The organism is Eubacterium ramulus ATCC 29099, from assembly GCF_000469345.1.
Lineage (GTDB): Bacteria > Bacillota > Clostridia > Lachnospirales > Lachnospiraceae > Eubacterium_I > Eubacterium_I ramulus.
Genome location: NZ_KI271108.1, coordinates 103,798 through 129,798, shown reverse-complemented (window position 1 = coordinate 129,798; position 26,001 = coordinate 103,798). Strand labels below are relative to the sequence as shown.

The window sequence follows — 26,001 nt, the reverse complement described above, 5'->3', positions numbered from 1 at the left end:
TACCCCTCTTTTTTATGCCATTTTTCCCTTTGTGCAATATCACAACAATTGTAAAAATAAAATGCCATAAAGTGCTGCCATTCCACTGATACCAAGGGTTCCATATGTCAAAAAGCTGATAAGATTAATCCCTACCGCCACATCCAGCCCCCGTGCCAGAAAGAAGCTGTTCAGAAAGTGGGAACATAGAAAACACACCACCGTCCGAGCCGCGAAATTCAAGAGAACTTCGGCATTTTTCTTCAATACACCAATCAAGATCACCAGAATACAGACACTGGTTATGGCTGCAATTCCATACATTCGCTCCATACTGTCATATCCATGTTTTCTCTTGTTGTAATATATTATTTTTGTGGAATTTTATGCTATTTTTCATACAGTTTTCTTGTCACGCACTTACACTGTAACAAGTAAAACATTCCATGTTTACGATATGTACATTTGAAGAATACTGAACTACTAACAAATAAGAATCTTTTTTCATTTGACAAAAAATACCGCTGACGTATGAGATTTTCCACACGTCAGCGGCACTCTTCCGCTTTCAGGTACTTCTATTTTATTTCTTATACACTATCCTCTGCTGTTATTCAATGGTCAGAGGCTCCTGAGTCTGACTCTGCCCCAACCGCCATACATACAACAGATTATTTCCGATCACAACACCTTTATTTGCATCTGCACTCTGCACAGCCGCTGCCATATCGTCCGTTGCCAGCACCACTTTTCCCTTTGCATATACATAATAAGCACTGGAAGCATTCAGATTTTTTATTTCCAGCGTATTTGGCTCCTCGTTTTCGATCAATTTTGGAATCAGCGTTTTCGGTGTGTTGCCGGAAGTCTCCTCCAGAAGCTTCAGAACAACTTCCTTCTGTTTTACATCCGATACAACAGTATCGATATTCACCTGATCCTTCTCCTGCAGATCCCGGTTCATGATCGTATCTTCGGTAGTATCCACATAAATGTCACCATTTTTCATGACACGACTCAGGTAAATACTTCCGTCCTGAATCCGGATACCGGTCACATAAATACCTGGTGTCTCATAAGTCTTCATCACAGAATGTGCGCTGTCCGATGTATCCACAATAAGCACCTGGCTTAGTGCCAGTGTATCCGTCTGAGTCTGAGTACTGAAAATATCCGTACGGTAACCCCAGCCATAGATGCAGTCACTGCCCAGAAATCCCAGCGGTTTCAGCAACTGGTTCTCATTTGCATGAATATCAAAGGACTCTCCTTTTTCAAGATCTGTCACATGCATCGTTGTACCATCCTCAGACCAGGCGATATACCGCCCATCTTCAGAATTTACCAGCATATCGGATTTCAGACCGTCAATATACACTTCCGCCTTACGGCTGTCCATCTGGATCCTGTATACCTGATTGGAAACTGTCAGATAAAACACACCGCTGTCAGACACATACATCAACTTTCCAATCTGCTCTTTTACAATCTCATAAGACAGTGTCGTCGGTACAAACAGCATCTCTTCCACCGTGTTAGTTACTCCGTCATAATGGCAGACACTGACTCCCACCTGTCCTTCATGCTCACCACAGTTCATATAACCATATACGACAAAATCCAGACTTCCTCCCTCGTCTACCCGAAGGATACGAATATCATGTTCCTGATAATTTTCCCGGATATCCATGCCTTCCTGGCTCCGGAAACTAAAAACTCTCGTCAAATTGTTTTCAATCTGATTGTAGCTCCACAGTTCTCCCTGCTGCACAAAACAGATGACATTTCCTGTCTCATTTGTCTTATATGACACATTTTCAGATCGGATTCCCAGATCAATCATGTCCTTGCTGATCTGATCCCCCTCGCCACGGAAAATCTCTTCCATAGTACGCTCAAAGCTCAGCAGATAGATTTTTTCCGCGCCGACACGTACCCGGTAATATTCTTCCACATTATAATATTCAGAATTTCCACTGTCACCCACGGAAGACATAATGTATTCCAGCAGGATCACCTGATAATCATCATTCATTTCTTTAATGGAAACCACCGGTGTCGTCACTTCCGTTCCCACAAAATCTCCCCAGCATGCCTGAGACAGACTGTTATTGATCGTCACTTTCTGAAGTGTCGTATTATCTGCTGCGGAAGATGGTTCCATATAGGAACTCAGTTCAGACTGACGTTCCTTATTCATAGTAATGGCATGAAACTCCTCCACAAAATCCACGCATGCGTCAATCTGACTCTTTCCTGCTTCCATAATTCTCGTATAGTAATAGCTGGTCTGCTCTCCGGCTGTCACCTGCAGGATCAGCTGATATTCCGTCTGCTCTTCCAACAGATTTTCTACGCTGATGGTTCCAGTCACCGCCGTTTTGTCTCCGGACACCTGGACGTTTCCGTCCTGTACCAGCCGGTCTCCGTTCAGACTCCGGATCTGGAATGATACTTCTTTAATCTTATTATCATAAGGATCGATCCGCAGAGACAGTTTTCCGTTCTCCGGCAACGGTGTAATTGTATCCCGCATGGAAATGACTGACATTTCCTCCACATAACCATGCAGTTCATTCAACGGATGCCCATTATCCTCAAAATAAACCACCGGAAGCGTCGGTGCCGCCAGATCTGTGGTCAGATCCTTTGTCTCATGATTCGTCAGCTTTGAAAAAGTAAACAATGCTACAATAAAAACTGCCAGCAAAATCAAAATTTTCTGTATTCCTCTACGCATCTGCTGCATCCCTTTCTTCTCTCATCAGTGCCGCCAGTGTTGGGGAAACATGCAGTTCCTCCATCATCTTTGTCAGTTCCTCCGCCCGTTTCTGTCTGCCGGATTTCACTGCACGGAGCAGAATATTTTTCGGTGTATGTTCCATATCAATAAACTCCAGAACCTGCACCTGATATCCAGCCTCCTCCAACAAATTTGCCCGGATGGCATCTGTCAGCAGCGCAGACATCCGCTCTTTGATCAGCCCGTATTTCAACACCGGCTGCAGCAACTCATTTTCAATCTGACGATTTACCTCATGCTGACAACATGGTACAGACAAAATGACCTTTGCTCCCCAGCGCACTGCTTTATCCAGAGCATAATCGGTCGCCGTATCACAGGCATGCAGCGTCACCACCATGTCCACATGATCCACGCCGTCATAATCCGCGATATCACCAGTCAAAAATGTCAGCTTCTCATAGCCGTAATCCTCTGCCAGCTGCTGGCAGTGTACGATTACATCTGCCTTGAGATCCAGCCCGATGATCCTTACATCATAGTGTTTCAACTCATGCAGATAATAATACATGGCAAATGTCAGATAGGATTTTCCACATCCGAAATCTATAATAACAGATTCCCTGTCTTTTGGAAGCTCCGGAACAATATCTTCAATAAATTCTAAGAAACGGTTCATCTGGCGAAACTTATCATATCTGGAATGAACAATTTTCCCTTCTTTTGTCTGCACCCCAAGGTCATGCAGAAACGGTACCGGAATATCCGGATCCAAAATATATTTTTTCCGGCGGTTATGCTCCAGTGGGGCAGCAGGCACCGGGCAGCCGCTCTTAAGCTGGCGCACCGTCCGTTTACCTTTTTTACTGACCAGAACCTGCACCTGTTTTTTCGGATGAAGGACTTCCAATTGCCGAAATCCTTCCATCCAGCCCGCCACCTTTTCATACACTTCTTCCTCTGTCAGATTATAGTGCTGCACCTGTTTTTCCGTATAGGCACTTGCCTGAAACACCAACTGCTCCTTCAGCAGCACCGGACGGATTTCAATCTTTCTTACACTATCTTTTTTCCGCGGACCACTGATGATGATTTTTGCCAGATGTTGATCCATACAGTCCGCCAGTATCTCTTTCCATTCATTTATCATAATATATCTCTTTTCTATCGTTATTATCCATGGTATTCGCTACAAGAGTTTCTACTGTGCTAATTATAGGGTATCTTTTTGCGTCATACAAGCCCTAATACCATCTCCGACACCGATAATGCCTGCATCTTCTTCGATACATTTCCTGCATCAGCATCACCTGGATCAGATGAAAATAACGTTCCTCTACCTGAAGCCGTCCCTCCTCGTCTATATGATCCGGATTCAGCTCCCGGTATATTTTCCTGCAGAGCATTTCCAGCATCAGCCGGTCCGGATAACGATCATACATCATGCTGCCTTCATATTCCATCCGGTCACACTCCCGGTCTACCAGACTCTGAATCTGCCGCGCGTCCCTCGGATACAGTTCCTGCATCCGCCTGCAATCCTTCTCATATTCCGTCTCCTCAAATAGCGTATTCTGCATGGGATATGTCATATAAAAGGGCATTTTATCCCCAGTGTACGGATCCTGTTCCATCCATGAATATCTTTCCTGTCCGAAATTCATATTACACTCCAAAAGAAATCTATTTCTTATCACAACATATGCACAAAAAGAAAAATCTGTGTTCTTCCATCGAAAAACACAGACTCTTCATGTTTGTTTCACAAAAGAATTGAAAATAATCAGGCCTCCATACATCTTGGCTTTTTGCGGATCCGTTCTGCGATCAACAGATATTTGTTCATCACATGTGCATATCCTTCTCTGCAATGAGGAAGCGTGCAGTTGGAACAATTTTTAATACCATTTGGCAGATACTCAAAATTGCCTCCGCACTCATCGCCCAGCAGATACAGCGGACAATAACAGAACAGACAGTTAAAATCCTCATCTGCAACCCCTTTGTGACATGGGAAATACTCACATGCACGATTCTGAAAAAAATCAAATCCTTCTTTCTTCATAATAACCTCCTACATGATACTTAATAATGAAACTTATCTATTTTCCCACTCTTTTTCTATCAATTTAAATTCAAGTCAAACGAATCTGCTGCTTATACAAACCAGATCCGTCGCACGTTATTTTACTGCGGTTGCTTTCTGCTGAAATATCTGGGAAAAACTGTCCACATGACGATCCAGAATATCCACCACACTCTCCTTCTCCTCTGCTCCGTCATAAATACTGTAAAGCAGAAAAATCGGCCCGTAAAAGTCCAGTACAAGTTGTCGTGCCTTCTGGCTGTCTTTGGTCAGCTGCTCAAAAATCGGCTCCATATAAGACACCGGCCCTTTTGCCAGATATCTCTGATAGAGATTTGCCATCCGCGGATCGCGGTACTGCTCCAGCGTCAGCACTCTCCGGAAACAACTTGGGAATTCTTCGCTGGTCCAATAAGAAAATTGTTCCTTCGTATATGTCTTGATATCATCATAAGATACCTGTCTTTCACTTAGAAAATCCTCACCCTGTTGTTCCTCCGGCAGACCATACTCGGATGCTTTCTCGACAATGCTGTCCAGAATTTCCTGTTTACTCTTATAATGTTTGTACAATGCAGCTTTTGTCACTCCTAATTTTGCTGCAATGTCATTCATTGAGGTTCCGGTGTACCCATTCTGTGAAAAAAGCTGTAACGCTTCTTCCAGTATTCGTTCTTTCATTGGTTTTTCGTTTCGTTTCATACTTGCCCTCCTGACTAAAAATTCTTCTCCAGGAATTGAATTTTGCAAATAAAAACTGCGGCAAGCCATTTCAGACTGCCGCAGCCGATTTTCTGCAAAACATACATACTAAACCCATTCATTCCAATTCCGAAAATGAATAAGCATTTCCATTTAAGCAGGTCTCCTGACTTACATATCAACAGCGTCTCTGCATTGCCTTCTCAGGATTGTTCCCAATGACTGACTTTCGTCTCATGCAGCGCCTCCATGCATACAGTGGCGGTACCGTTCCGGATTCTGACCGGATTCACTATTCTTCACGTATTTCCGCTTCATTGCTTTGAACTGACTCATACCCACAGTTCTGTATCAATACAAAATACATGACACTTAAATGTTCTATTCAGATGCTTATAGTATACAGAATAGCTCATAAAAAGTCAATCCATGGTTGAAAAAAAGTTTCCGATTGGTTACTGTTACATCTGATGTTTTTCCAAAATACACAAAGAAGCCACCCTGACATGATAGTTGATGATATATTCAGAGTAGCTTCTTTTTAATTTTATTTTGGAGAGGGTTTGAAAGTTTTCACTTATTTTACTGTAATCAATGTTTTACACAAGCTTTTACAGCAGCACTGACAGCTTCTGCCACACGCTCATCGAAAGCTTCCGGCAAAATATTATCCTCGGAAAGATCTTCCTCTGCCACAAGTCCTGCCACCGCATTCGCTGCAATCAGCTTCATCTCATCTGTGATCTTTGTGGCCCGGCTTTCCAATGCACCTTTAAAGATCCCTGGAAAAACCACCACATTGTTTACCTGATTCGGGAAATCACTTCGTCCCGTTCCAACAACTCTTGCACCTGCCGCTTTTGCCACATCCGGCATAATTTCCGGTACCGGATTTGCCATGGCAAAAAGAATGGCATCTTTGTTCATACCTGCAACCATTTCTGCGGTCACAATGTTTGGTGCTGATACACCGACAAAGATATCCGCGCCTTTCAGTGCATCTGCCAGTGTACCCGTCCTATCTTCCAGATTCGTCACCTTCTGCATTTCTTTCTGCATCCAGTTCAGATTCGCAGAATGGCTGTTGATTATACCGTTAATATCACACATGGTGATCTCTGGAAAACCATAGAGCAACAGCAATTTTGTAATGGCAATACCTGCTGAACCTGCTCCGTTTACAACAATTTTACACTTCTCTTTCTGTTTTCCGACCACCTTTAGCGCATTAATGATACCTGCCAGCACCACAATCGCTGTTCCGTGCTGATCGTCATGAAATACCGGAATGTCCAGTTCCTGTTTCAGTCGTTCCTCAATTTCAAAACAACGCGGTGCGGAAATATCTTCCAGATTGATACCGCCAAATCCCGGTGAAAGTGCTTTTACAATACGGATGATTTCCTCTGTATCCTGTGTATCCAGACAGATTGGAATCGCATTTACACCACCAAATTCTTTAAACAATACTGCTTTTCCTTCCATTACCGGCATAGCTGCTTTTGCACCGATATTTCCAAGACCGAGCACCGCACTTCCATCTGATACAACTGCGATCGTATTGCCTTTCATCGTATAGCGGTATACTTCCTCTTCATTTTCTGCTATTTTTTTACAAGGTTCTGCTACACCCGGTGTATATGCAATTGCTAAATCTTCCCGTGTCTTTACCGGGGTTTTTGAACTGATTTCTAGTTTTCCTTTCCACTCTTCATGTAATTTGAGTGCTTTTTCATTGATCGTCATATCTGTGTTCCTTTTTTTACCACCAGCAATCCTACATTATATTCTGCGGTGTTCCATTCAAATATTTCACTACATTGTCAAATACAATTATTGCCCGTTTCACCATAGCTTCCTTACTTGCAAAAGCCACATGTGGTGTCAAAATGGTATGTTTTGCATTCACAAGCGGATGTGTCTTTGCAATTGGCGGTTCTGTCTCAAACACATCAATGCAAGCGCCTGCAATCTTGTCATTATTTAATGCATCTGCCAGTGCCTGACTGTCGAGAACCGGTCCTCTCGCTGTATTGATCAGTACAGCATTGGGTTTCATCAGGGCAATCTTCTCTGCACTGATCAGACCTTTTGTCTCTGCATTTGACGGCACATGTAAGGAGATGATATCACTCTCTGCCATCAGCTCATCCAGTGACACATAGCGGACATTGTCCATCTCCTTCTTTGTCCGGCTGTACGCAAGCACCTCACAGCCAAAAGCTGCCGCAATTCTTGCTACGTTCATTCCAATAGCGCCGGTTCCTACAACACCGAACTTCTTGCCCTCCAGTTCACAGCCGATCAGACCGTCTTTCGTACCTTCCCGTCTGGTTGCAGCATCACAGGCCGCCAAATTACGGTAAAACATAATCAACATGCCAAATACAAGATCCGAAACTGCTGCAGTGGAATATCCTGCACAGTTGCATACAATGACACCATTTGCCTTGCATGCATCCATGGCAATATGATCGATACCGGTAAATGCAACCGATAATAATTTTAATTTTTTACATCCATTGATAACTTCCGCATTCAGGGGATTATTTGCTACCACGATAATCTCCGCATCTTTTCCGCGTTCTATCAGTTCCTGTGTATCTGTTGTTTTTGTATCGTAATAAATAATCTCCACAGAATCCTTTAATGCATTCCGGGCTATAGACAAAAGTTTGTCTTTCTCCACTCCAAGAGGCTCAATAATTACTAATTTCATATCACTTTTCTCGCTTTCCGGCTTTTCTTCTGCCTAATATCTCTGCTTCATATCAATTTCGTTCAACAGCGGTTTTCCTGCCTCATACAATTTCAGGTTTTCACAGAACTGGGCAATGGCTCTGTCAATATATAACTTGCTGTCTGCTGCACAATGCGGTGTGATAATCACATTATCCATATCCCACAACGGACTGTCGCTGCTCAATGGTTCTTCCTCTACTGCATCCAGTGCTGCGCCGCCGATTTCACCAGTCTGAAGAGCCCGAATCAGATCATCTTCCTTTACAACCGGTCCCCTGGCGATATTGATCACCACTGCTGTCTTTTTCATTATACGGAACTTATCCATGTTGAACATGTGTCTCGTCGCATCGGTCAACGGTGTTACAATCACCACAAAATCGCATAACGGCAATACCTTGTCCAAATCATCATCAGAATATACCTCATCAAAATATTCCAGCGGTGTCACGCGGCGCTTTACCCCAAGCACCGTCATTCCCAGAGCCTTAGATAACCGTGCCACTTCACATCCGATTGCACCGGCTCCGATGATTCCCACAGTCATTCCCTCTGCTTCTAACGGCTGGCATTCAAATTTCTTATCCCATACATGTTTTAACTGTCTGCGATACAGCTCGGATGAGTTTCTCATAAAGCTGATCATATAGCCTGCAGTTGTCAGAGCCATCGTTTTTCCATGAATACCTTTTGCATTTGTCAGTCTCACCGGAAGTTCACTGATAGAACCATCCATGATCGGATTCACACCAGCTGAAAAAGAATTGATCCATTTCAGCCTTTTGGACTGTTTACAGTATGTCTCCGGCATTTTCCCGCTGCCACCCCATATAAACAGTATCTCTGCATCGTATCCTTTCTCCAGTGCTTCCTCCTCACTTCCACACCAGTATACCTTACCAGAAATACATTTTTCAATCTCCTCTATATGTTTTTCTGTTACCACCATCGGGATCATATCACTTTTTTTATACATTACCAATACATCTGCCATGACTTTCTCCCCTTATTTTGCAATCCATAGTGTAAGTTGTGGTATAAATGTAATTAACAACAATACCACCAGCATGGATATAATAAATGGTAAAATTGCTTTTACCAGCTTCTGCATGGATACTCCGGATACGGACATTCCGGTAAACAGGCAGGTACCAAATGGCGGCGTTACAAATCCAATACAAACTGCGGTACACATCACAATACCAAACTGCAGTGTACTGATTCCAAGCTGCTGGATCACCGGAAGAAACATCGGAATCGTAATCAGAAGAATCGGTGTTGCATCCATAATGCATCCCATGATCAGTAAGATTACCAGAATAATAAACAAAATGACATATTTATTATCGGAAATACCAAGCAGACCATGTACCAGCATCTGTGGCAGCTGTGCATAAGATACGACGAAAGCAAATAAAGCTGCACCGGCTACAATAAACATGATATTTGCGGTTCCTTTTGCGGAGTTAAATAAAATCTGTGGGATATCTTTAATACTGATTTCTTTATATACAAAGATTCCGATGATCAATGAGTATAACACAGCCAGTACAGCTGATTCTGTCGGTGTACAGATTCCGGAATAAATGGAGCCCAGAATGATAACCGGGGAACCGATAGCCGGAATTGCTTTTAACAATGCTTTCAAAAACGCACCGAGATGAAATTTTTCCTGGGAACCGTTTTCTCCACGCCCCACACCTTTCCAGCCGTTTTTCCTGCAGACAAACCATGCCACGATACCAAGTCCGATTGCCATATAGATTCCTGCCGGAACTCCCATCAGATACAGATCTGTCAGAGATACGTTTGTATTTACTGCGTAAATAATCATTGCCGTCGATGGCGGAATGATCGGTCCTAAAACCGCGCCTGCGGAAAATACAGCAGTAGAAAACTCTCTGCTGTAACCGGCTTCCAGCATGTAAGGAAGCATAATGGCACCGATGGTTACACAACAAGCCATTGCGGATCCGGTCATTGCCGCAAAGATTGCACATACTACGATGGTTACAAGAGCAAGTCCGCCGGTCACATTACCGATTGCCATATTACATACATTTACCAGACGCTTTGCAATACCGCCTTTGGCCATCAGATCTCCTGCCAGAATAAAAAATGGAATACACATCAGTGCTGCCACATCGCATCCGGAGAACAGGCGCTGAACAACGGTCATGGCCGGAATGCCTTCCAATACAAAAAACAGAATGGATGAAAGTCCCAGAGTTGCTGCCACCGGTACACCGATCAGCAGCAGCACAATGGCTACAATCAGAAAAATAATTATATGTCCGGTCACTGTCCCTCTCCTCCTTCCGTCTGATCTTTCTTTGTCAGTTTCACAATATCATCCAATGCCCGATAAAAATACGCATAACTTAACAATGCAAAGGCCACCGGAAATACCAGATATGGAAACATCATGCTGAGTCCCGTATTTGCTGATTTTGATAACTTTGCAATTGTCATCTGCATAAATCCATATTTTAATACGATTACTACAAATATAAATCCTGCAATATGCTGTACCAGTTCCAGAATCTGTTTATGTTTCTGTTTTTTCATCAGATCCTCAATAATGGAAACTTTCACATGTTCCAGATTAAGTGCGATATAGGCCGCACCGAGAAAGACGGCCCATATCATGATGTAACGTGCAGTTTCTTCTGTCCACGAAAAACCTTTATGGAACAGATAACGTCCGAATACCTGCAGTGACAGCACTACTGTCATGTAAGTAAAACACGCGATCAAAGCAACTTTCAGGATCTGTGAAATATACTTGTTAATTTTTTGCAAAACCTGCATAATTACACCTCTCACTTCTGACAGTCCTATTTTGCTGTTAATGCTGTGATTGCCTCATAGTATTTTGCACCCTGCTCATTGTTGGAAAGGAACTTATCATAAACACTCTGTGCCGCTTCTTTGAATGCCGCTTTGTCCACGTTATCTGTCTTCTCTGCACCACCTGCAACCATCTCTTCCAGCTGCTCAGCATTTTTCGTTTCAAGTTTCTTTGTACAATCAAGTGCCGCTTTTTTTGCAGCCTTTGTGATTACATCCTGAAGCTCCGGTGTCAGAGATTCAAATTTTTTCTCGTTCATTGTAATGCCGTTAAAGTGTGTTGCATACTCCATCACAGAAATATATTTTGCATACTGCTGATAACCGTCCGCAATACACACGTTATTTACATTATCACAGGCATCAATGGTTCCCTGCTGTAATGCGGTCAATACTTCGTTACCTGGCATCGTCTGTGCACTTGCACCCCATGTGTTCCACGTATTGATATATACATCAGAACCTGTTACACGAACTTTTAACCCTTTCAGATCAGATGGTTTCTCTACAAAACCTTTGGAGGATTCCAGGTTACGGAAACCTACACATTGCAGATTCAGAATTTTTGCACCCGTAGATGAGAAAGCATCCAGCATTTCCTGACATACATCAGAATCCAGGAATGTGTAAATATCATCGTAATTTTCAAACAGGTATGGAAGATCCAGTACAGATAATCCGGCGTCATATCCGCTCATGATCGGTGTATTATTTACTGCACAATCCAGTGTTCCCGCAATAACAGAGTCCAGTGATTCCTGATCATTACCGAGTGTTCCCCCACCATATACGGTTACTTTTACGGCTCCACCGGATTCCTGCGATACATAATCTGCAAATGTATTTGCCAGAATTGCCAGCTGATTTTCTTCACTGGCTGCGAAATGGCTTAATTTTAACTCCAACGGATGATCTGCAGAATATTCTCCAAAATCTTTTCCGGATGTATCTGCTTTTGCTTCTGTCCCAACAGATGCATTAGTATCTCCGCCTGCGTTTGCATCTGTTTTCTCATTTCCGCATCCCACCAGCAAAGCAGCTCCCAGACAACCGATCAATAACATGCTTACGACTCTTTTTTTCATGATTTTTCTCCTTCTCTAGTATAAATGTACCCTCAATATTTTCTGATACTAAATTAAATTCTCTTGTAGTACGTTTTGTTTTTATATCACATAAATCTGTCGCGGTGTTGTCTCTACTCTGACTGCACCGTCTTTTGTGACCAGATACTGATCACAATAATTACCAAATGCTTTTCCGGTATTGATTTCAGGATGGATCGCAAAGAACATATTTTCTTTAACTTTCATTGTCTCACCCTTGAAGAAAGCCGGTCTCTCCACCAGATCATAGCCCTGTCCATGTGCAAACAATCGTGTCTCTGGTTGTAATCCATAGGAAACCAGTTTATTGTTATAAATTTCCAGCATTTCTGCACAATCGGAACCAGGCTTTACCAGTTCTGCTGTAAAATCCTGCAGTTCTCTGGACAGATCCCACGCATACTGAAGTTCCTTGGATGGCTGATGTCCGATACAGAACCCCCTTACAATTTCTGCATAATAACCGCCACCACCGTTTGCTTCTATCATAAATACCAGATCATCGCCATCTTCGATACGACGGTTCTGATAAAAACTGTGTAATTTCGGTGTCGGTGTTCCCTGCGGTGCGGAACCCATCATAACCAGATTTTCCTCACTTCCTTTGCTGATCAGGAATTTGTTTACTTCTGCTCTCAGATCATATTCATACATACCCGGATGCAGAATACCCGGCACCATCTGCAGTACCTGATCATGCAGAGCTACCGTTCTTCGGATTGCCTGGATCTCATCTTCACTCTTTACCGCCTTAATTTCATCGATCAACTCTGTCGCATCAATAAATGTCACATCCGGCAACGCCGTTTTGAGATAATTTACCAGTTTATAATTCAGCAAAGAGGGTGCGATCAGTCCGACAGTCTTACATTTATGATCACAGATATATGCCTCCATCAGTTTCGCATCATACAGATCTGTATAACGGAAAGTTCTGAAATACGGTGCACCAAGTCTGTTCCCGATTCCACGCCGGAACCATGCCGGTGGCAGTGGATTATACGGTGAAGAGCTTGTAATTGTCGTCATCTCTCCTTTAGCCGGGAACAAAACACTCATCGGATATGCCTGTTCTGTCGGCAGATCTGTAAAATACCTGAAATATCCGCCCAGATACTGATCTGCATTCTGTGCTATCAGCACATCAATTCCCTGCTCCTGCATAACAGTCTGCACTGTGGACCAGCGGCGCTTCATCTCCCGGTCGCTCATCGGGAAACGAATTCTTGTCTTAAATTCTTCCGGAACCCCTGTTACCCATTCCATCTGTTCTTCCTCCTTCTGACCCTACTTCAGGCTTGCTTTCAGTGCATCTTTTTTCATTACTTCTTCTGCCCGCTCAAGAACGTTTTTCGCATTGATGTAAACCGGAGTATCTACCATCTGTCCGTCTACCGGAACGGATGCTGATCCTTTTGCGATTCCTTCTTCCTCAAACGCTTTTGTTACTTTTCTCGCCCATGCTACACGTTCCGGATCCGGAGAATATACACGCTCTGCGATCGGGATCTGGCTCGGATGAATGATCTGTCTGCCTTCAAAGCCAAGCTGTGCTCCGGTCTTTGTGTTGTATTCAAATGCTGCGTCATCTTTGTAGGATGGGAACGGTGCATCTTCTGCTACCAGACCTGCTGCTCTGGCTGCCACACCGATTTTTGCACGCGCATAAATCTGCTCCTCTGCTGTATCCGTTCTTGTTACACGCATATCTCTTGTATAATCTACGGCACCAAAGATAACGGCTACAAGACGGTCGCTGGCAAATACTGCTTCATCTACATTCATAACACCGATGGCTGTCTCAATGAGAATTGCCAGTTTGATTTTTCCAACCGGAAGTCCTCTTTTTTCCTCCAGATCTGTTACGATAAAGTCCAGACGTTTTACATCATCTGCACCTGAGCATTTCGGAAGTGTGATGCCATCCAGTCCATCGATCACAACTGCATTCAGGTCATCCATAGTAAGTCCTGTATCCCATGCATTGATTCTTACCCATGCCTCAGACCCATGAACACTCATTGCTTTGATATGCTGACGTACCATTTTTCTGGCCGTCTCTTTCTCTGCCGGTGGTACTGCATCTTCCATATCCAATGTGATGACATCTGCCCCGAGTGTTGGTGCCTTCAGGATAAATTTTTCTGAATTTGCCGGTAAATATAAGTCTGTTCTTCTCACTGCCATTTTGCTTCCTCCCAAGTTCATGTTTTATTGTTATAGTTTTTATTGTCAGATATATACATCATCATTGCTGACATTCTGCTTAAAATTTTTAAAACTCCTGTATGGGTTTTTTCACCACATCAATAACGGAACCATCCCGATATTCTACAATTCCTACAATTTTATCTGTAAATTGCGGTTTTACGATTTTTGTTGCTTTCTGATCTCCAATAGCCTTCAGTTCATGAATATTCATAACCGGAAGTTGAGAATGTTTCAGCAGCTTCATCAGATCTGTACGGTTTGGATTAACTGCGATACCATATTCTGTCACCAGTACATCTACGGTTTCTCCCGGTGTCACCACCGTTGTCACCCGTTCCCGCAGAATACACATATCCCGTTTCACCAGGTTTGTGACAACCACTGCAATCTTTGCACCGGCTGCACAGTCATTGTTTCCACCGGAAGAGCTTAAAATCACTCCATTTGATCCGGTTACAACATTGACATTAAAATCCACATCAATTTCTGTCGCTCCAAGGATCATGATATCAAGTTGGTTTACCAGACAGCCCTTTGTATTTGGATTGGCATATTGTGAAGCGCTCATGGGCATATGCCTCGGATTATCCCGGCAGGATTCAATGGCCACAGAATCAAAACACTGTACATCCAGCAGCCCCTGAAACAAATCTTCTTTTAACATTTCAACAAAATAAGAAGTAATTCCGCCGGATGCAAAAGATCCTCTGATCTTCTTTTCTTTCATAATCTGTCCCACTGCGGCTGCTACTGCAATCGAAGTCCCTCCGGCTCCGGTCTGCATCGACATTCCATTTTTAATATATCCTGTCTCATTTAAAAGCTGAGCTGTCATATCCGCGATTTTGAGATTTTCCGGATCCGTGGTCGGCTTGGTTGGTCCGAAAGATATTCCTTCCGGATTTCCGATACTTTCTACCTGTACCACGTAATCAACTTTTTCCTGTGATATCTCAATGGGGCACGCTGGAAATTCCACCAGATTATCCGTCACAGCGACCACCTGATCCGCATACTGTGCATCCGCATATGCATAAGATAAAACTCCACAGGCTGATTTTCCGTATGCACCATTCATGTTGCCATATGCATCACAGCAGGGTGCTGATATAAATGCTACATCAATATGTAATTCTCCTGCCTCGATTGCTCTTGGTCTTCCGCCATGACTCATAAACACAGCCGGATGTTTCAGTTTTCCATTTGTAATCGCCTTTGCCAGAGGCCCTGGTGAAATAGTACTTACGGTGATTCCGGTCACCACATCCTCTTCCATTAGTTTCACCAGTGGCTCATGACATTGAAACAATCCCGATGCCGCGATATGTATATCCTTAATCCCTTTTTTAGCAATAGCTTCCATGACCAGATTCACAACCTCATCACCATTTCTCATATGATGGTGAAAAGAAATTGTCATACCATCTTTAATTCCTGTTTTTTCAATTACATCTTCGATAGAAACAAGCAGTTTTGATTCAGCTGGTTTGCCTTTTTCAATTGCAGCACATCTGCTTTTTGCAGTTGTTCTTATTACCACATCTTTTTTTTGGGAATAGGCTCCTGTAAAAACTGGTTTCTTCATCTTTCGAAGTATTTCATCCGGGATTTCACGCCCGACTGCATTTATCATCTATATCCCTCCTCCCGGTTACTATCACTCACTTGATGTCTCGATGATACCATCCGTATATTTATTTTTCTGTATCATAGGTTACATGTTCCAATTTCTGTATCACCCGATACATTTTTTTATACATTATGACCATTATTTTTTAGTTTTCATTCGTTTTACGTTGTGCTATATTTATAAATAGAGACATGATTTTACGCACAAAATTGGACGATAAATATCGGTTTATCTGATAAAATAACAGACGATATTTATCCTGGTATAAGAGGGAAATATGGGAAAAGAACAATCATTTAACATCACAAACATGAGAAATTTTTTTGCAAAGGAAAATATGGAAAAGCTGTTTGCTGACTGCCCTACGATTACATTAAAGAAAAACGAATGTATCTATGCCACCGAGCAGATATTAACCGATGTTTTCTGGGTTTCGCAGGGAATGGTTGAAGTCTTTATTACGAATGAACAGGGACATAAACAGGTCGTCGCATTTCACTATCCGGACAGTATTGTAGGAGAAATTGAAGCGCTATACGGTGACCCATGCGGTCTGACCTGTATCGCACTAAAGAATAATACTGTTGTACATAAGTGCAACATTGAAGTATTTTTTAACAGAGTGTTAGAACTTGGATTGATGCGCCAGTATGTCAGCATGCTGGCCGGAAAAACTCATACAAATGTACTTCAGCTGGCTACGGTCGCCCTGGATGACTGTGAGGGACGTGTCCGCACTTACTATAACAGTGAACTCACACACCAGCAGATGGCGGAACTGATCGGATGCTCCAGAGTGCAGGTGACGCGGGTTCTGAACAATCCTAATTTTTATAATTCAGAAAAAGATCACTGAGAAAAACATTTAAGATATGGAAAAAGATTTAACAAAAGGACCTATCCTAAAAACACTTCTGCTGTTTGCGCTCCCGATGATGCTCGGAAACCTGCTGCAGCAGATTTATAATATTACAGATACAATTATCGTCGGTCGTGTGCTCGGTTCCGGCGCCCTGGCTGCCGTTGGCAGCACTTACACACTGATGACATTTCTGACTTCCGTCATGATCGGGCTCTGCATGGGATGCGGCGCGTTGTTTTCCATGCATTATGGTGCTGGTCATCAGAACAAAATGAAAGAATGCATGTGGATCTCCTTCTGGCTGATCCTGCTGGTGACCGTCATTATGTACCTGATCGTATTTCCCGGCACAGACGGCATTCTGAATCTCCTGCAGACTCCGGCAGACATTTACCGTCTGATGCGGACATATTCCCGCATTATATTCCTTGGCATTGGCTTTACGTTTTTGTACAATTACTTTGCATTTGTCCTGCGGGCGGTGGGAAATTCCGTCCTTCCACTGATTTTTCTTGCAATCTCCAGTCTTTTAAACATTGCACTGGATCTCTGGTTTGTCATCGGACTGCATTTCGGTGTAGGAGGTGCGGCAGGTGCCACGGTAATTGCCCAGGCGGTATCCGGCATCGGTATTACGATTGCTGTACTCTGGAAAAACCCACAGCTGTTTCCGTCAAAAGAACAGCGTATTTTTCAAAAAAGTACACTTTCTGAAGTAAGCCGTTATGCATTTTTTACCTGCCTGCAGCAATCCGTTATGAACTTTGGAATTTTAATGATCCAGGGACTGGTAAACAGTTTCGGTACTGCTATTATGGCCGCCTTTGCCGCTGCGGTAAAAATCGACACACTGGCTTATATGCCGGTACAGGAATTCGGCAATGCATTTTCGCTGTTTATCTCACAAAATCATGGTGCAAAACACCAGGATCGGGTTAGAGTTGGAATTCACACCGCCGTTCAGGTATCCATTACTTTCTGCATTGTCATTTCTGCCATCATCTGGATTTTTGCCCGCCCGCTGATGCAGATTTTTGTGGATGCAGATGAAACATCCATCATCGCAGAAGGTGTCCATTATCTGCACATTGAAGGCACTTTTTACTGGGGAATCGGCTGTCTGTTTCTGCTGTATGGACTTTATCGTGCCATTGAACGCCCTGCCATGTCACTGGTGCTCACCATCGTGTCACTAGGCACCCGGGTGGCTCTGGCCTATGCTCTGGCACCAACGACTCCGCTGGGTATCACTGCTATCTGGTGGGCAATTCCGATCGGATGGATTCTGGCCGATTTAACAGGATTTCTCTACTATAAAAAGTTGCATATAGCAGACCAATCGTTACATTAACATTATTAAGACTTCCCATATCAAAAATGGGAGCTCTTAGCAACATCATTGGTTCCAAAAAAGCTGTGAGAAATGTGTTATCCACTCTCACAGCTTTTATATTCCTACGTTTCTCTTGCATTACAATCCATTCAAGTCGAACGCACGTGAGACTTGGTGCGTGAATCTGGTCAGCGAAAGCTGACATATTCTTCTCAGAATCACTGCACATCCCCGCGGAGCGTTTATCTCAGTTGGAGATTGTACTCCCACTGAGAAAGACTTGTTATTACTCACCACTTGCAGAAGTGGGAGTCTTCTCGACTGAGATAAATACTAACGTTTTTTCAGATTTTTCTACTTTTCTATATCAGTCATCCAGCAGCATATGATAAAAATCCAGATATTTTGTATCATGATTTTTTGTTGCTGCAATGGCAGTTCTCGGATGCTGATCCGTCAGACCGGTCAGCAGATACGGGATATTATAGCCCCATACTGCACCATCCTCAATAAGCTTCAACATATGTTTCTCAATAAAAGAAAGAACCGGTGCGATCTCATATTTCGGATTTTTCAGGAAACCAAGCAGACCTTCCAGCGAACTATTTCCTGCACCACGCCCCATTCCCATGACGGTTCCGTCCACCATACTTGCACCGATCGACAGCGCCTCAATGGTGTTTGCAAAAGCACACTGCTGATTATTATGTGCATGGATTCCCACCAGTTTTTCACTCTCCGCCATCGCTTTCAGATACATATCCGTGATCTCTCGGATCTGGATCGGATACAGGGAACCATAACTGTCTACCACATAGACACCTTTGACAGAAGATTTTGCCAGCATCTCCAATGCTGTCTGGATATCACGCTCCTGACATTTGGAAATTGCCATAATGTTGCAGGTTGTCTCATAACCTTTCGCCGCTGCATCTTCGATCATTGCGATCGCCTCAGGCATCGTGTTGATATAAGTAGCCACACGGATCAGATCTACCGGGCTGTCCGCACGGTCTCTGATACTGTGTTTGTAATCGCAGCGTCCCACATCCGCCATAATGGAAATCTTCATATCCGTATCATTATCCCCAACGATTGCACGGATATCCTCATCCTCTGCGAATTTCCATTTTCCGAATTTATTTACATCAAACTGCTTTTTGTCCGCACGGTATCCAAACTCCATATAATCCACACCGGCCGCCAGATTTGCTTTATATAAATCGTACACAAAGTCATCCGTAAAATAAAAATCATTCACCAGACCTCCATCACGCAGCGTTGCGTCCAGTACACGGACATCTTCACGTACTGACATCATGTTTCCTTTGATTTCCATCATTGTCTTCTGTCTCCTTTATTTCAAAATCACTTCTGTCATTTTATCCTACTTTATACCAAAAATCAACAAAAATATTTTATCGCTTTAAAGCGTTAATTTGACTTTTTTACAAACAATTCACATATTTTTCATTTTTTTTGTGAAATATCTCTGGATTTTGCCGGGCAAGGTGTTATAATGGAAACAGGCTATGTGGACGTATGACGTTGTCAACAGAGCAAAATTATTATTATGTAATTAATAGGAGGGAAAGAAATGGCTAGAACAAAAGTTATTTCTGCAAAAGAAGCTGCCGCACTGATCAAAGATGGCGATACTGTATTAGTCGGCGGATTCATGACAAATGGAACAGCAAAATCTATCGTAAATGAAGTAACAGCAAAAGACCTTACTGTTGTATGTAACGACGCAGGATTCGAGAATGAAGGAACAGGTCGTTTACTTCACAACGGTCTGATCAAAAGACTGATCGCTACACATGTAGGTCTGAACAAAGAAGTTGCTGCAAAATTCAACGCAGGCGAAATTGAGTTAAAACTTCAGCCACAGGGTACACTTGCTGAGCAGGTACGTGCAGGCGGAGCTGGTCTTGCAGGTTTCCTTACACCAACAGGTATCGGTACTATCGTTGCTGACAGTACTTCACCGACAACTCTGGAAGGCAAACAGGTCATCGAATTAGATGGTAAAGAGTACCTTCTCGAGAAAGCAATCCGCGGTAATGTTGCAATCATCCAGGGATATATTGCTGATGAATCCGGAAATATCCGTTACAAAGGATCTACCCGTAACTTCAACCCAATGATGGCTTCTGCAGCTGATATCGTTATTGCCGAAGTTGAGAAAATCGTTCCGGCTGGCGAAATCGGTCCAAACTATGTGGAAACTCCACACATTTATGTTGATTATTTAGTTGTAAAGGAGGAAGCATAAGATGGAAAGAAGTGAAATCAAACCATATATCGCGAAACGTGTTGCAAAAGAATTACATGATGGTGATGTTGTAAATCTCGGTATCGGACTTCCTACTATGGTTCCGGATTACCTTGATCCATCTGTTAAACTTACATTACAGTCTGAGAACGGATTCATCGGTCTTGCAGCTGTTGATCCGGAAGATCCGGATGCTGCATACATCGTAAATGCAGGCGGACAGCCGGCTGGTATCGAGAAAGACGGTATGTTCTTTGACAGTGCTACATCTTTCTCCATCATCCGTGGTGGACATGTAGATGCTACAATCCTTGGTTCTCTTCAGGTAGATGAGAAAGGTAACATCGCAAACTGGATCATTCCTGGAAAAATGGTTCCTGGAATGGGTGGCGCTATGGACCTTGTAGTAGGTGCTAAACGAGTTATCGTTGCTATGGAGCACACACAGAAAGGTGCACCAAAGATCTTAAAAGAGTGTACTTTACCGCTGACAGCAGAAGCTCAGGTAAACCTGATCGTTACAGAGATGGGTGTTATGGAGGTTACTCCGGAAGGAATCGTATTAAAAGAGTACAACCCGGAATTCACTGTTGAAGAGATCCAGGCTGCTACAGAAGCAAAACTGATCATCGCTGATGATCTGAAACCAATCGAGTAATGTAGCGTGCAGTGATTCTGAGAAGAATATATCAGCTTATGCTGACCAGAATCATGCATCAAATCTCACATATATTCGACTTGAATAAAATAAAAAACAATTTTATATTTTATTTAAAAAGGTGTGCTTTCCGGGAAGGCACACCTTTTATACATTTTCAATTGACTGTCTCAGATCCAGCATTCGCTGATCCATATTCCGCACATCAATGGCACAGGAAAACAGTTCTTTTTTCAACGCTTTTTCCTTTTTATGATGTTTCTTATACTGCAACTGATATTCCAGCACCGACCAGAAATCCATTCCAATCGTCCGCAGCTGAATTTCTACTTTTTTTCCATCTGTAAACTGCACGATTACGTGCAGACTCTGATAGCCACTGTTTTTCGGTTTTTTCACAAAATCCTTTTCTTTCACAATGGAAATCCCAGGTATCTGGTAAATAAAATCCCGCACACGATAAATATCATCGAGAAACAGGCAAATTACCCGAATTCCTGCCAGATCGTTGATGTATGTAAACACATTTTCCTCTGTGAGTTCTCTCTTCTTTTTTACCATTTTTGCAATGATACTTTCCCGGTCTTTTAATCGGTACTTTGTATGACTGATAATGCTCCGTCCGATTTCTTCCTCCTGCTGAAATCCAAAATCTGTAATCTGCGTCAACAGATATTTCATACAATCCAGATATTCATTCCGCAGATTTGGTTCATCCAAAAGTACCAGATCTGCACCTAGCTGAGTGCTATCCTCTTCTGTGGTTTTCTTACCTTTCTCTTTTTTACCGTTCAGTTTATCTACCGTATCTGTTGCGTTTTCTGTCTGGTCTGTTGTATTCTCATTCTTATTTATTTCAGCAGCTATCTTAACTACTGTATCTCCATTTGCATTTTTTAAACTTTCCGCGTTTTGTTTTATCTCTTTCACCTTTTCTTCTTTCAAATATACATCTCTCCTTTCTTTGCACACTCTATAATATATGCACAATCGTTTGATTTATGACCACTTTTTTATATTTTTCCTGTCATTAATTGATGTTGGAATCAAAAGATGCCATACAAATTGTTCCGTACTTTGTACTCCCACAATTCTACCCAATATTCGCATACTTCTTTGCAACATTTTCAGCATATGATCATCTGGTAAAATCCAGAATCAGGTTCTTGTAAATTGTTGGTAAAATTTCAGAACATCATCAGCAGTTCACACACAACGATCGTAACAAATATTCCTTCTCATTCATTTTCAAAACTTATTGGATAATATTGTGACTTTTTTATGCTAAACTACATCTAATGGGTGTAATAGCTATTACAGAAACTATTTACAGTAACTGCTTCGATCATCCATTACAACGATTCCAAAAATGTCGGAGCAATTGAGATCAATCGAACAGGGAAAAGAAAACATAAACGAGGGAAGTTATGACAAAACAAGAATTAGGGGATTTAATCATTGCTTTCACAGATGACTTTTATCGCATTGCAAAGGCAATTCTGAAAGAAGATGCTGATTGTGAAGATGCCATGTCGTCTGCGATTGTAAAAGGGTTTAGCAAAATCTGCACATTAAAACAGAAAGAATATGCAAAAACATGGTTTTCACGCATACTGATCAATGAATGTCAGATGATCCTGCGGAAACGTAAAAGGGAAGTCGCTTATGAGGAACGTGTACTGACTGAAGAAGCCGCACAGCTGGATTACTCCGATCTGTATCAGAATCTGATGCAGCTGGATATCTCCTACCGACTGCCACTGGTCATGTATTATTTTGACGGATTTAAAATACGGGAAATTGCTGATATTCTGGAAATGAGTGAAAGTGCGATAAAAATGCGGTTAAATCGCGGAAAAATCCAACTGCGAACCATGTTTGAAAAGGAGGCTGCCATATGAACCATGATCCGAAATATAATGAGTTTGAATATGAAAAAGAAAATTATCCAAAAACACCGGAACATTTTAAACAATTTGTTGCAGCTCAGGTAACAAAAGAGTTAAGCAAGGCATCTATTGTAAAGCACAGAGCACGCAAAAAATATTTTCCTGCAAAAGTTGCCGCTGCCGTGATTGTCTGCGCTGCCGTAGGCACTACCGGCGCATATGCAGGAGTAAAACAGTATCAGGCAAGATCACAACAGTATTTGCAGGAAACAGGACGTATCACTGCTCCGGAAACTTCTTCCGAAGAAGAAACTCCTGCTATTTCCGACAACACAGATTCCGTATCACCAGCTACCATTGTATCTGAAGAAAACGGACTTATTACTACTTTTTCTGATACCTGGCCGGATGTTATGCTGGAAATGTATGATTATGACAGTGAGTACCAAAAACAGCCAAATCAATATATGAATGTTATGGATGCTTATTATGATGGTGGATTACTTTCCATCTACGGTGAAGCAACCCCATATGGTATCAAAACCTTGGGAGACTGGTTTCTTCCTGATCGTATTGTCATCAATGATACGGTTTATCTGGCTACCTGGAACATCAATGGTATCTATGGTGACGGATGTGACCCACAATATAAACGCGGTGCATTCCATGCTACGGTAGAACTTTCTGATGTAAATCTTCCAGATACATGCAAAGTGCAGGTTCCACTGACGACCGCCAGAGATCCGAAGACCGGATATTTCTATATGCAGACCATCAGTTTTGATATTTCCGGTAATGCTAATATCAAACCTTCCGTCACTGCTTCTTCCAAAAACGGTGCAACGGTAACGGTTGGAGAAAGTAAAGTTTCCGCTTCCGGAACCTATCTCAGTCTGACCTGGAATTTTGGCCAGGACAAAGCCTCCTATGAAAAGTTCCATAAAATCATCTCCGGTAATACGATTCATAACTGGATTTACTGCCGCATTACTGATTCCAATGGAAATACCTTTGATACAAAGACAGATTCAGAGACCTTCTCCTCCATCTACTTTGACTCAAACGACACCGGAGATGATCATTGGAACACTTCCGGAGAAAGTACCTATGTTGATGATGACGGAAATTATTGTTTCCACACGAATATTTTGCTTCCAGCATTAACACAGGACTTCACCGCTTTGGAAGTCACACCATATCTCCATCTCGAGGATGGCACCGAAACTGATCTGGACTTTGCATCCTTCCGGGTGGATTATGAATAGTATAGTTTTAGCATGTTTTTCAGAAAGCCAGCAATTGCCGGCTTTCTGTTTTGAAGTAAAGCGGACATTCGCAATCCGCTTTTGCTACTTGCTCATGAACGCAGTCGCTTTGCTTATTCTGCTTTCATTTTCCACTTTATTGATTTGCTTTTTCCTTTTCCTCTTCAAGCTCACGAATACGCGCTAAAGCCGCCTGTAATTCCTGATTTTTTTCATTCAGTTCCTGATTCTTCTCATCCAATTCCTGATTCTTCTCATCCAATTCTTGATTCTTCTCACCTAATTTCTGATTTATAAGATCCAGTTCTTTTCCTTTTTGTTTCAAATCCTCCTGCATCTCATCAATCATCAACTGCACAGTATTCCGGTCAAGTTCCTGCAATTCTTTCGAAAACATCTCCATCACTCCTTCGATATTTCGACAGATGTCATAGATTTGTTCATAGTATGCTCTGAACTCTGGATACTGCTCAATAATCGCAATAATCATTTCCGGATCATCTATACAACAAAACGCAATCCATGCATCAAGTCGACTGTTTATCAGATACTTATTTTCTTTATTGTGCTGAATATTTTTAAAATTGTCAAGCGCTACAAATACATATTTTTGCAGCAGATTAAATTCCAATCCCGAATCTGATTTTTGCCCGAAAGAGTGAATATATACATCTGGAAATTTCTTAAATTCTGCCGGACTGTTCTCAAACAACACTATTGTATATACGTCTTTGATATCTTTATAGCTGAATTTTTTCTTTCGTTCACTTCTTACCCGCTTATATTGTCGTAACAACAAATCCGCTGAATAACAGGCACTTCTCTCTCCCGGAAACTTATATCCAATCTTTTGAATTTCCAGATTTGCAATACTTCCATCTGAAAGCTGCACTACAATATCCATAATAACAAGTGATGATTCATCTGCCAGTCGTGTTCCATCATTTGGTAAAACTTCCATCACATGAACCTCCTGCTTTAATAACAGAGACAATAACTCATCAATACGCTCTGGTATTGACTCTGGATTCAAAACCTCTTTACTCACAAAATCATACATCACTTTTACTCCCCGCGCTCCAGTGCAAAAATCAAGAAATTCCTCCTGCCGTTCTTCTTCCCACGAATAAAACGTACTCCACATCTTTTCGTTATTGTTAATCTCTTTCAAAATTGCTTCTCTGGTCTGCAGCATAGGAAAATAATCTCGTAACTTTTTTGTCATTACAAACAACCTCCTCCATACGAAATATTTACATATTTCAAGTTTCATTAGCTTTCTTCTTTTTCTATTTTCATAGTTTGACTAATACAATGTATCACTCTGTTTTTCTTGATATTTACCGAATCGGTGCAACAATATTTAGACTGCTCGTAAGCTATCACCCCTCTGATAACTATGCAATTTTATCTGAATCAGATTTGTTTGAAGAACAATAGCATGAATATATACCACTTTCCCTTGACCGTCAACCATAAATTTTTCCGCATTTCTTCCACTATACAAATTGCACAACACGCATTTTTTCCCACAAATCCTTTATTTTCAAGACATGCAAAAAACAGGAGCGGAAAATCTACGGATTTTCCACTCCTGTTTTTTACTCATTTTCGTCTATATTTATAAAATGTTAGGGGCAAAAGATGCCATACGAATTGTTCCGTACTTC

The 26,001-nt window shown here is 42.2% G+C and carries 24 protein-coding genes and 1 riboswitch; of the genes, 6 read left to right on the top strand and 18 right to left on the bottom strand.

Annotation, left to right across the window (positions count from 1 at the left end):
* Window positions 1-39: 39 nt before the first annotated feature.
* The 15 genes from HMPREF0373_RS05280 to citF form a co-directional block, all read right to left on the bottom strand.
* Complete coding sequence (locus HMPREF0373_RS05280; RefSeq protein ID WP_021738599.1) at window positions 40-312, bottom strand: pro-sigmaK processing inhibitor BofA family protein; 273 nt, start codon at window positions 310-312, stop codon at window positions 40-42.
* 277 nt (window positions 313-589) lie between these two features.
* Entirely contained in the window at window positions 590-2,719 is a 2,130-nt protein-coding gene (locus HMPREF0373_RS05275; RefSeq protein WP_147597867.1) for a hypothetical protein, read from the bottom strand.
* Window positions 2,712-3,872, bottom strand: coding sequence for a class I SAM-dependent methyltransferase (locus HMPREF0373_RS05270; RefSeq protein ID WP_021738596.1), 1,161 nt, complete (start codon window positions 3,870-3,872; stop codon window positions 2,712-2,714). Before HMPREF0373_RS05270 ends, HMPREF0373_RS05275 begins: the two co-directional genes overlap by 8 nt.
* A gap of 94 nt (window positions 3,873-3,966) precedes the next feature.
* A complete protein-coding gene (locus HMPREF0373_RS05265) occupies window positions 3,967-4,386 on the bottom strand; it encodes a hypothetical protein (RefSeq protein WP_021738595.1) in 420 nt (139 codons plus the stop codon).
* Between the two features lie 119 nt (window positions 4,387-4,505).
* On the bottom strand, window positions 4,506-4,787 hold the full coding sequence (locus HMPREF0373_RS05260; RefSeq protein WP_021738593.1) for a cysteine-rich small domain-containing protein: 282 nt from the start codon (window positions 4,785-4,787) through the stop codon (window positions 4,506-4,508).
* A 117-nt stretch (window positions 4,788-4,904) separates the two neighbouring features.
* The gene (locus tag HMPREF0373_RS05255; protein ID WP_022035047.1) at window positions 4,905-5,510 is read right to left on the bottom strand and encodes a TetR/AcrR family transcriptional regulator; all 606 of its coding nucleotides are present in this window, start codon (window positions 5,508-5,510) and stop codon (window positions 4,905-4,907) included.
* A 139-nt stretch (window positions 5,511-5,649) separates the two neighbouring features.
* A riboswitch (cobalamin riboswitch) is annotated at window positions 5,650-5,861 on the bottom strand.
* A 240-nt stretch (window positions 5,862-6,101) separates the two neighbouring features.
* Window positions 6,102-7,256, bottom strand: coding sequence for an NAD(P)-dependent malic enzyme (locus HMPREF0373_RS05250; RefSeq protein ID WP_021738591.1), 1,155 nt, complete (start codon window positions 7,254-7,256; stop codon window positions 6,102-6,104).
* Window positions 7,257-7,287: 31 nt separating this feature from the next.
* Window positions 7,288-8,229, bottom strand: a complete 942-nt coding sequence (locus tag HMPREF0373_RS05245; RefSeq protein WP_021738590.1) for a 2-hydroxyacid dehydrogenase — start codon at window positions 8,227-8,229, stop codon at window positions 7,288-7,290.
* Between the two features lie 33 nt (window positions 8,230-8,262).
* Window positions 8,263-9,246 carry a D-2-hydroxyacid dehydrogenase gene (locus HMPREF0373_RS05240; RefSeq protein WP_021738589.1) on the bottom strand — a complete coding sequence of 328 codons (984 nt, stop codon included), beginning with the start codon at window positions 9,244-9,246 and terminating at the stop codon, window positions 8,263-8,265.
* Between the two features lie 12 nt (window positions 9,247-9,258).
* On the bottom strand, window positions 9,259-10,554 hold the full coding sequence (locus tag HMPREF0373_RS05235; protein ID WP_021738588.1) for a TRAP transporter large permease: 1,296 nt from the start codon (window positions 10,552-10,554) through the stop codon (window positions 9,259-9,261).
* Window positions 10,551-11,063 (bottom strand): TRAP transporter small permease, encoded by a 513-nt coding sequence (locus HMPREF0373_RS05230; RefSeq protein ID WP_021738587.1) that lies wholly within the window; start codon window positions 11,061-11,063, stop codon window positions 10,551-10,553. Before HMPREF0373_RS05230 ends, HMPREF0373_RS05235 begins: the two co-directional genes overlap by 4 nt.
* 26 nt (window positions 11,064-11,089) lie before the next feature.
* Window positions 11,090-12,187 (bottom strand): TRAP transporter substrate-binding protein, encoded by a 1,098-nt coding sequence (locus HMPREF0373_RS05225; RefSeq protein ID WP_021738586.1) that lies wholly within the window; start codon window positions 12,185-12,187, stop codon window positions 11,090-11,092.
* 81 nt (window positions 12,188-12,268) lie between these two features.
* Entirely contained in the window at window positions 12,269-13,474 is a 1,206-nt protein-coding gene (locus HMPREF0373_RS05220) for a M24 family metallopeptidase (protein ID WP_021738585.1), read from the bottom strand.
* Between the two features lie 21 nt (window positions 13,475-13,495).
* Complete coding sequence (locus HMPREF0373_RS05215; protein ID WP_022035045.1) at window positions 13,496-14,395, bottom strand: HpcH/HpaI aldolase/citrate lyase family protein; 900 nt, start codon at window positions 14,393-14,395, stop codon at window positions 13,496-13,498.
* Window positions 14,396-14,483: 88 nt separating this feature from the next.
* Window positions 14,484-16,052 carry a citrate lyase subunit alpha gene (gene citF, locus HMPREF0373_RS05210; protein ID WP_021738583.1) on the bottom strand — a complete coding sequence of 523 codons (1,569 nt, stop codon included), beginning with the start codon at window positions 16,050-16,052 and terminating at the stop codon, window positions 14,484-14,486.
* A gap of 274 nt (window positions 16,053-16,326) precedes the next feature.
* On the opposite strand from citF, the gene HMPREF0373_RS05205 reads away from it, so the two are divergent.
* The gene (locus tag HMPREF0373_RS05205; RefSeq protein WP_021738582.1) at window positions 16,327-16,905 is read left to right on the top strand and encodes a Crp/Fnr family transcriptional regulator; all 579 of its coding nucleotides are present in this window, start codon (window positions 16,327-16,329) and stop codon (window positions 16,903-16,905) included.
* 16 nt (window positions 16,906-16,921) lie between these two features.
* Entirely contained in the window at window positions 16,922-18,262 is a 1,341-nt protein-coding gene (locus tag HMPREF0373_RS05200) for an MATE family efflux transporter (protein WP_021738581.1), read from the top strand.
* Window positions 18,263-18,611: 349 nt separating this feature from the next.
* Here HMPREF0373_RS05200 and HMPREF0373_RS05195 read toward each other — a convergent pair whose 3' ends face one another.
* Window positions 18,612-19,586 carry an aldolase catalytic domain-containing protein gene (locus tag HMPREF0373_RS05195; RefSeq protein ID WP_021738580.1) on the bottom strand — a complete coding sequence of 325 codons (975 nt, stop codon included), beginning with the start codon at window positions 19,584-19,586 and terminating at the stop codon, window positions 18,612-18,614.
* Between the two features lie 255 nt (window positions 19,587-19,841).
* Between HMPREF0373_RS05195 and HMPREF0373_RS05190 the strand changes: the two genes are divergently transcribed.
* Window positions 19,842-20,519, top strand: coding sequence for a CoA transferase subunit A (locus tag HMPREF0373_RS05190; protein ID WP_021738579.1), 678 nt, complete (start codon window positions 19,842-19,844; stop codon window positions 20,517-20,519).
* A 1-nt stretch (window position 20,520) separates the two neighbouring features.
* Window positions 20,521-21,177, top strand: a complete 657-nt coding sequence (locus HMPREF0373_RS05185; protein WP_021738578.1) for a 3-oxoacid CoA-transferase subunit B — start codon at window positions 20,521-20,523, stop codon at window positions 21,175-21,177.
* 147 nt (window positions 21,178-21,324) lie between these two features.
* Here HMPREF0373_RS05185 and HMPREF0373_RS15985 read toward each other — a convergent pair whose 3' ends face one another.
* Window positions 21,325-22,122, bottom strand: coding sequence for a GTP pyrophosphokinase (locus HMPREF0373_RS15985; protein ID WP_022035044.1), 798 nt, complete (start codon window positions 22,120-22,122; stop codon window positions 21,325-21,327).
* Between the two features lie 482 nt (window positions 22,123-22,604).
* Between HMPREF0373_RS15985 and HMPREF0373_RS05175 the strand changes: the two genes are divergently transcribed.
* Both HMPREF0373_RS05175 and HMPREF0373_RS05170 read left to right on the top strand, forming a co-directional pair.
* A complete protein-coding gene (locus HMPREF0373_RS05175; RefSeq protein WP_021738575.1) occupies window positions 22,605-23,078 on the top strand; it encodes an RNA polymerase sigma factor in 474 nt (157 codons plus the stop codon).
* On the top strand, window positions 23,075-24,331 hold the full coding sequence (locus HMPREF0373_RS05170; RefSeq protein WP_021738574.1) for a hypothetical protein: 1,257 nt from the start codon (window positions 23,075-23,077) through the stop codon (window positions 24,329-24,331). Before HMPREF0373_RS05175 ends, HMPREF0373_RS05170 begins: the two co-directional genes overlap by 4 nt.
* 136 nt (window positions 24,332-24,467) lie before the next feature.
* Here the strand turns inward: HMPREF0373_RS05170 and HMPREF0373_RS05165 are convergent, their stop codons facing one another.
* Window positions 24,468-25,556, bottom strand: coding sequence for a PD-(D/E)XK nuclease family transposase (locus tag HMPREF0373_RS05165; RefSeq protein ID WP_044962997.1), 1,089 nt, complete (start codon window positions 25,554-25,556; stop codon window positions 24,468-24,470).
* Window positions 25,557-26,001 lie beyond the last annotated feature (445 nt).

Bases quoted from the DNA above. Each gene is read 5' to 3' on its own strand.
- HMPREF0373_RS05175 (WP_021738575.1), top strand. From the start codon at position 22,605: ATGACAAAACAAGAATTAGGGGATTTAATCATTGCTTTCACAGATGAC.
- HMPREF0373_RS05265 (WP_021738595.1), bottom strand. From the start codon at position 4,386: ATGAATTTCGGACAGGAAAGATATTCATGGATGGAACAGGATCCGTAC.
- HMPREF0373_RS05230 (WP_021738587.1), bottom strand. From the start codon at position 11,063: ATGCAGGTTTTGCAAAAAATTAACAAGTATATTTCACAGATCCTGAAA.
- HMPREF0373_RS05250 (WP_021738591.1), bottom strand. From the start codon at position 7,256: ATGACGATCAATGAAAAAGCACTCAAATTACATGAAGAGTGGAAAGGA.
- HMPREF0373_RS05170 (WP_021738574.1), top strand. From the start codon at position 23,075: ATGAACCATGATCCGAAATATAATGAGTTTGAATATGAAAAAGAAAAT.
- HMPREF0373_RS05255 (WP_022035047.1), bottom strand. From the start codon at position 5,510: ATGAAACGAAACGAAAAACCAATGAAAGAACGAATACTGGAAGAAGCG.
- HMPREF0373_RS05165 (WP_044962997.1), bottom strand. From the start codon at position 25,556: ATGACAAAAAAGTTACGAGATTATTTTCCTATGCTGCAGACCAGAGAA.
- HMPREF0373_RS05275 (WP_147597867.1), bottom strand. From the start codon at position 2,719: ATGCGTAGAGGAATACAGAAAATTTTGATTTTGCTGGCAGTTTTTATT.
- HMPREF0373_RS05195 (WP_021738580.1), bottom strand. From the start codon at position 19,586: ATGATGGAAATCAAAGGAAACATGATGTCAGTACGTGAAGATGTCCGT.
- HMPREF0373_RS05190 (WP_021738579.1), top strand. From the start codon at position 19,842: ATGGCTAGAACAAAAGTTATTTCTGCAAAAGAAGCTGCCGCACTGATC.
- HMPREF0373_RS05215 (WP_022035045.1), bottom strand. From the start codon at position 14,395: ATGGCAGTGAGAAGAACAGACTTATATTTACCGGCAAATTCAGAAAAA.
- HMPREF0373_RS05200 (WP_021738581.1), top strand. From the start codon at position 16,922: ATGGAAAAAGATTTAACAAAAGGACCTATCCTAAAAACACTTCTGCTG.
- HMPREF0373_RS05225 (WP_021738586.1), bottom strand. From the start codon at position 12,187: ATGAAAAAAAGAGTCGTAAGCATGTTATTGATCGGTTGTCTGGGAGCT.
- HMPREF0373_RS05280 (WP_021738599.1), bottom strand. From the start codon at position 312: ATGGAGCGAATGTATGGAATTGCAGCCATAACCAGTGTCTGTATTCTG.
- HMPREF0373_RS05270 (WP_021738596.1), bottom strand. From the start codon at position 3,872: ATGATAAATGAATGGAAAGAGATACTGGCGGACTGTATGGATCAACAT.
- HMPREF0373_RS05205 (WP_021738582.1), top strand. From the start codon at position 16,327: ATGGGAAAAGAACAATCATTTAACATCACAAACATGAGAAATTTTTTT.
- HMPREF0373_RS05240 (WP_021738589.1), bottom strand. From the start codon at position 9,246: ATGGCAGATGTATTGGTAATGTATAAAAAAAGTGATATGATCCCGATG.
- HMPREF0373_RS05245 (WP_021738590.1), bottom strand. From the start codon at position 8,229: ATGAAATTAGTAATTATTGAGCCTCTTGGAGTGGAGAAAGACAAACTT.
- HMPREF0373_RS05260 (WP_021738593.1), bottom strand. From the start codon at position 4,787: ATGAAGAAAGAAGGATTTGATTTTTTTCAGAATCGTGCATGTGAGTAT.
- HMPREF0373_RS05220 (WP_021738585.1), bottom strand. From the start codon at position 13,474: ATGGAATGGGTAACAGGGGTTCCGGAAGAATTTAAGACAAGAATTCGT.
- citF (WP_021738583.1), bottom strand. From the start codon at position 16,052: ATGATAAATGCAGTCGGGCGTGAAATCCCGGATGAAATACTTCGAAAG.
- HMPREF0373_RS05185 (WP_021738578.1), top strand. From the start codon at position 20,521: ATGGAAAGAAGTGAAATCAAACCATATATCGCGAAACGTGTTGCAAAA.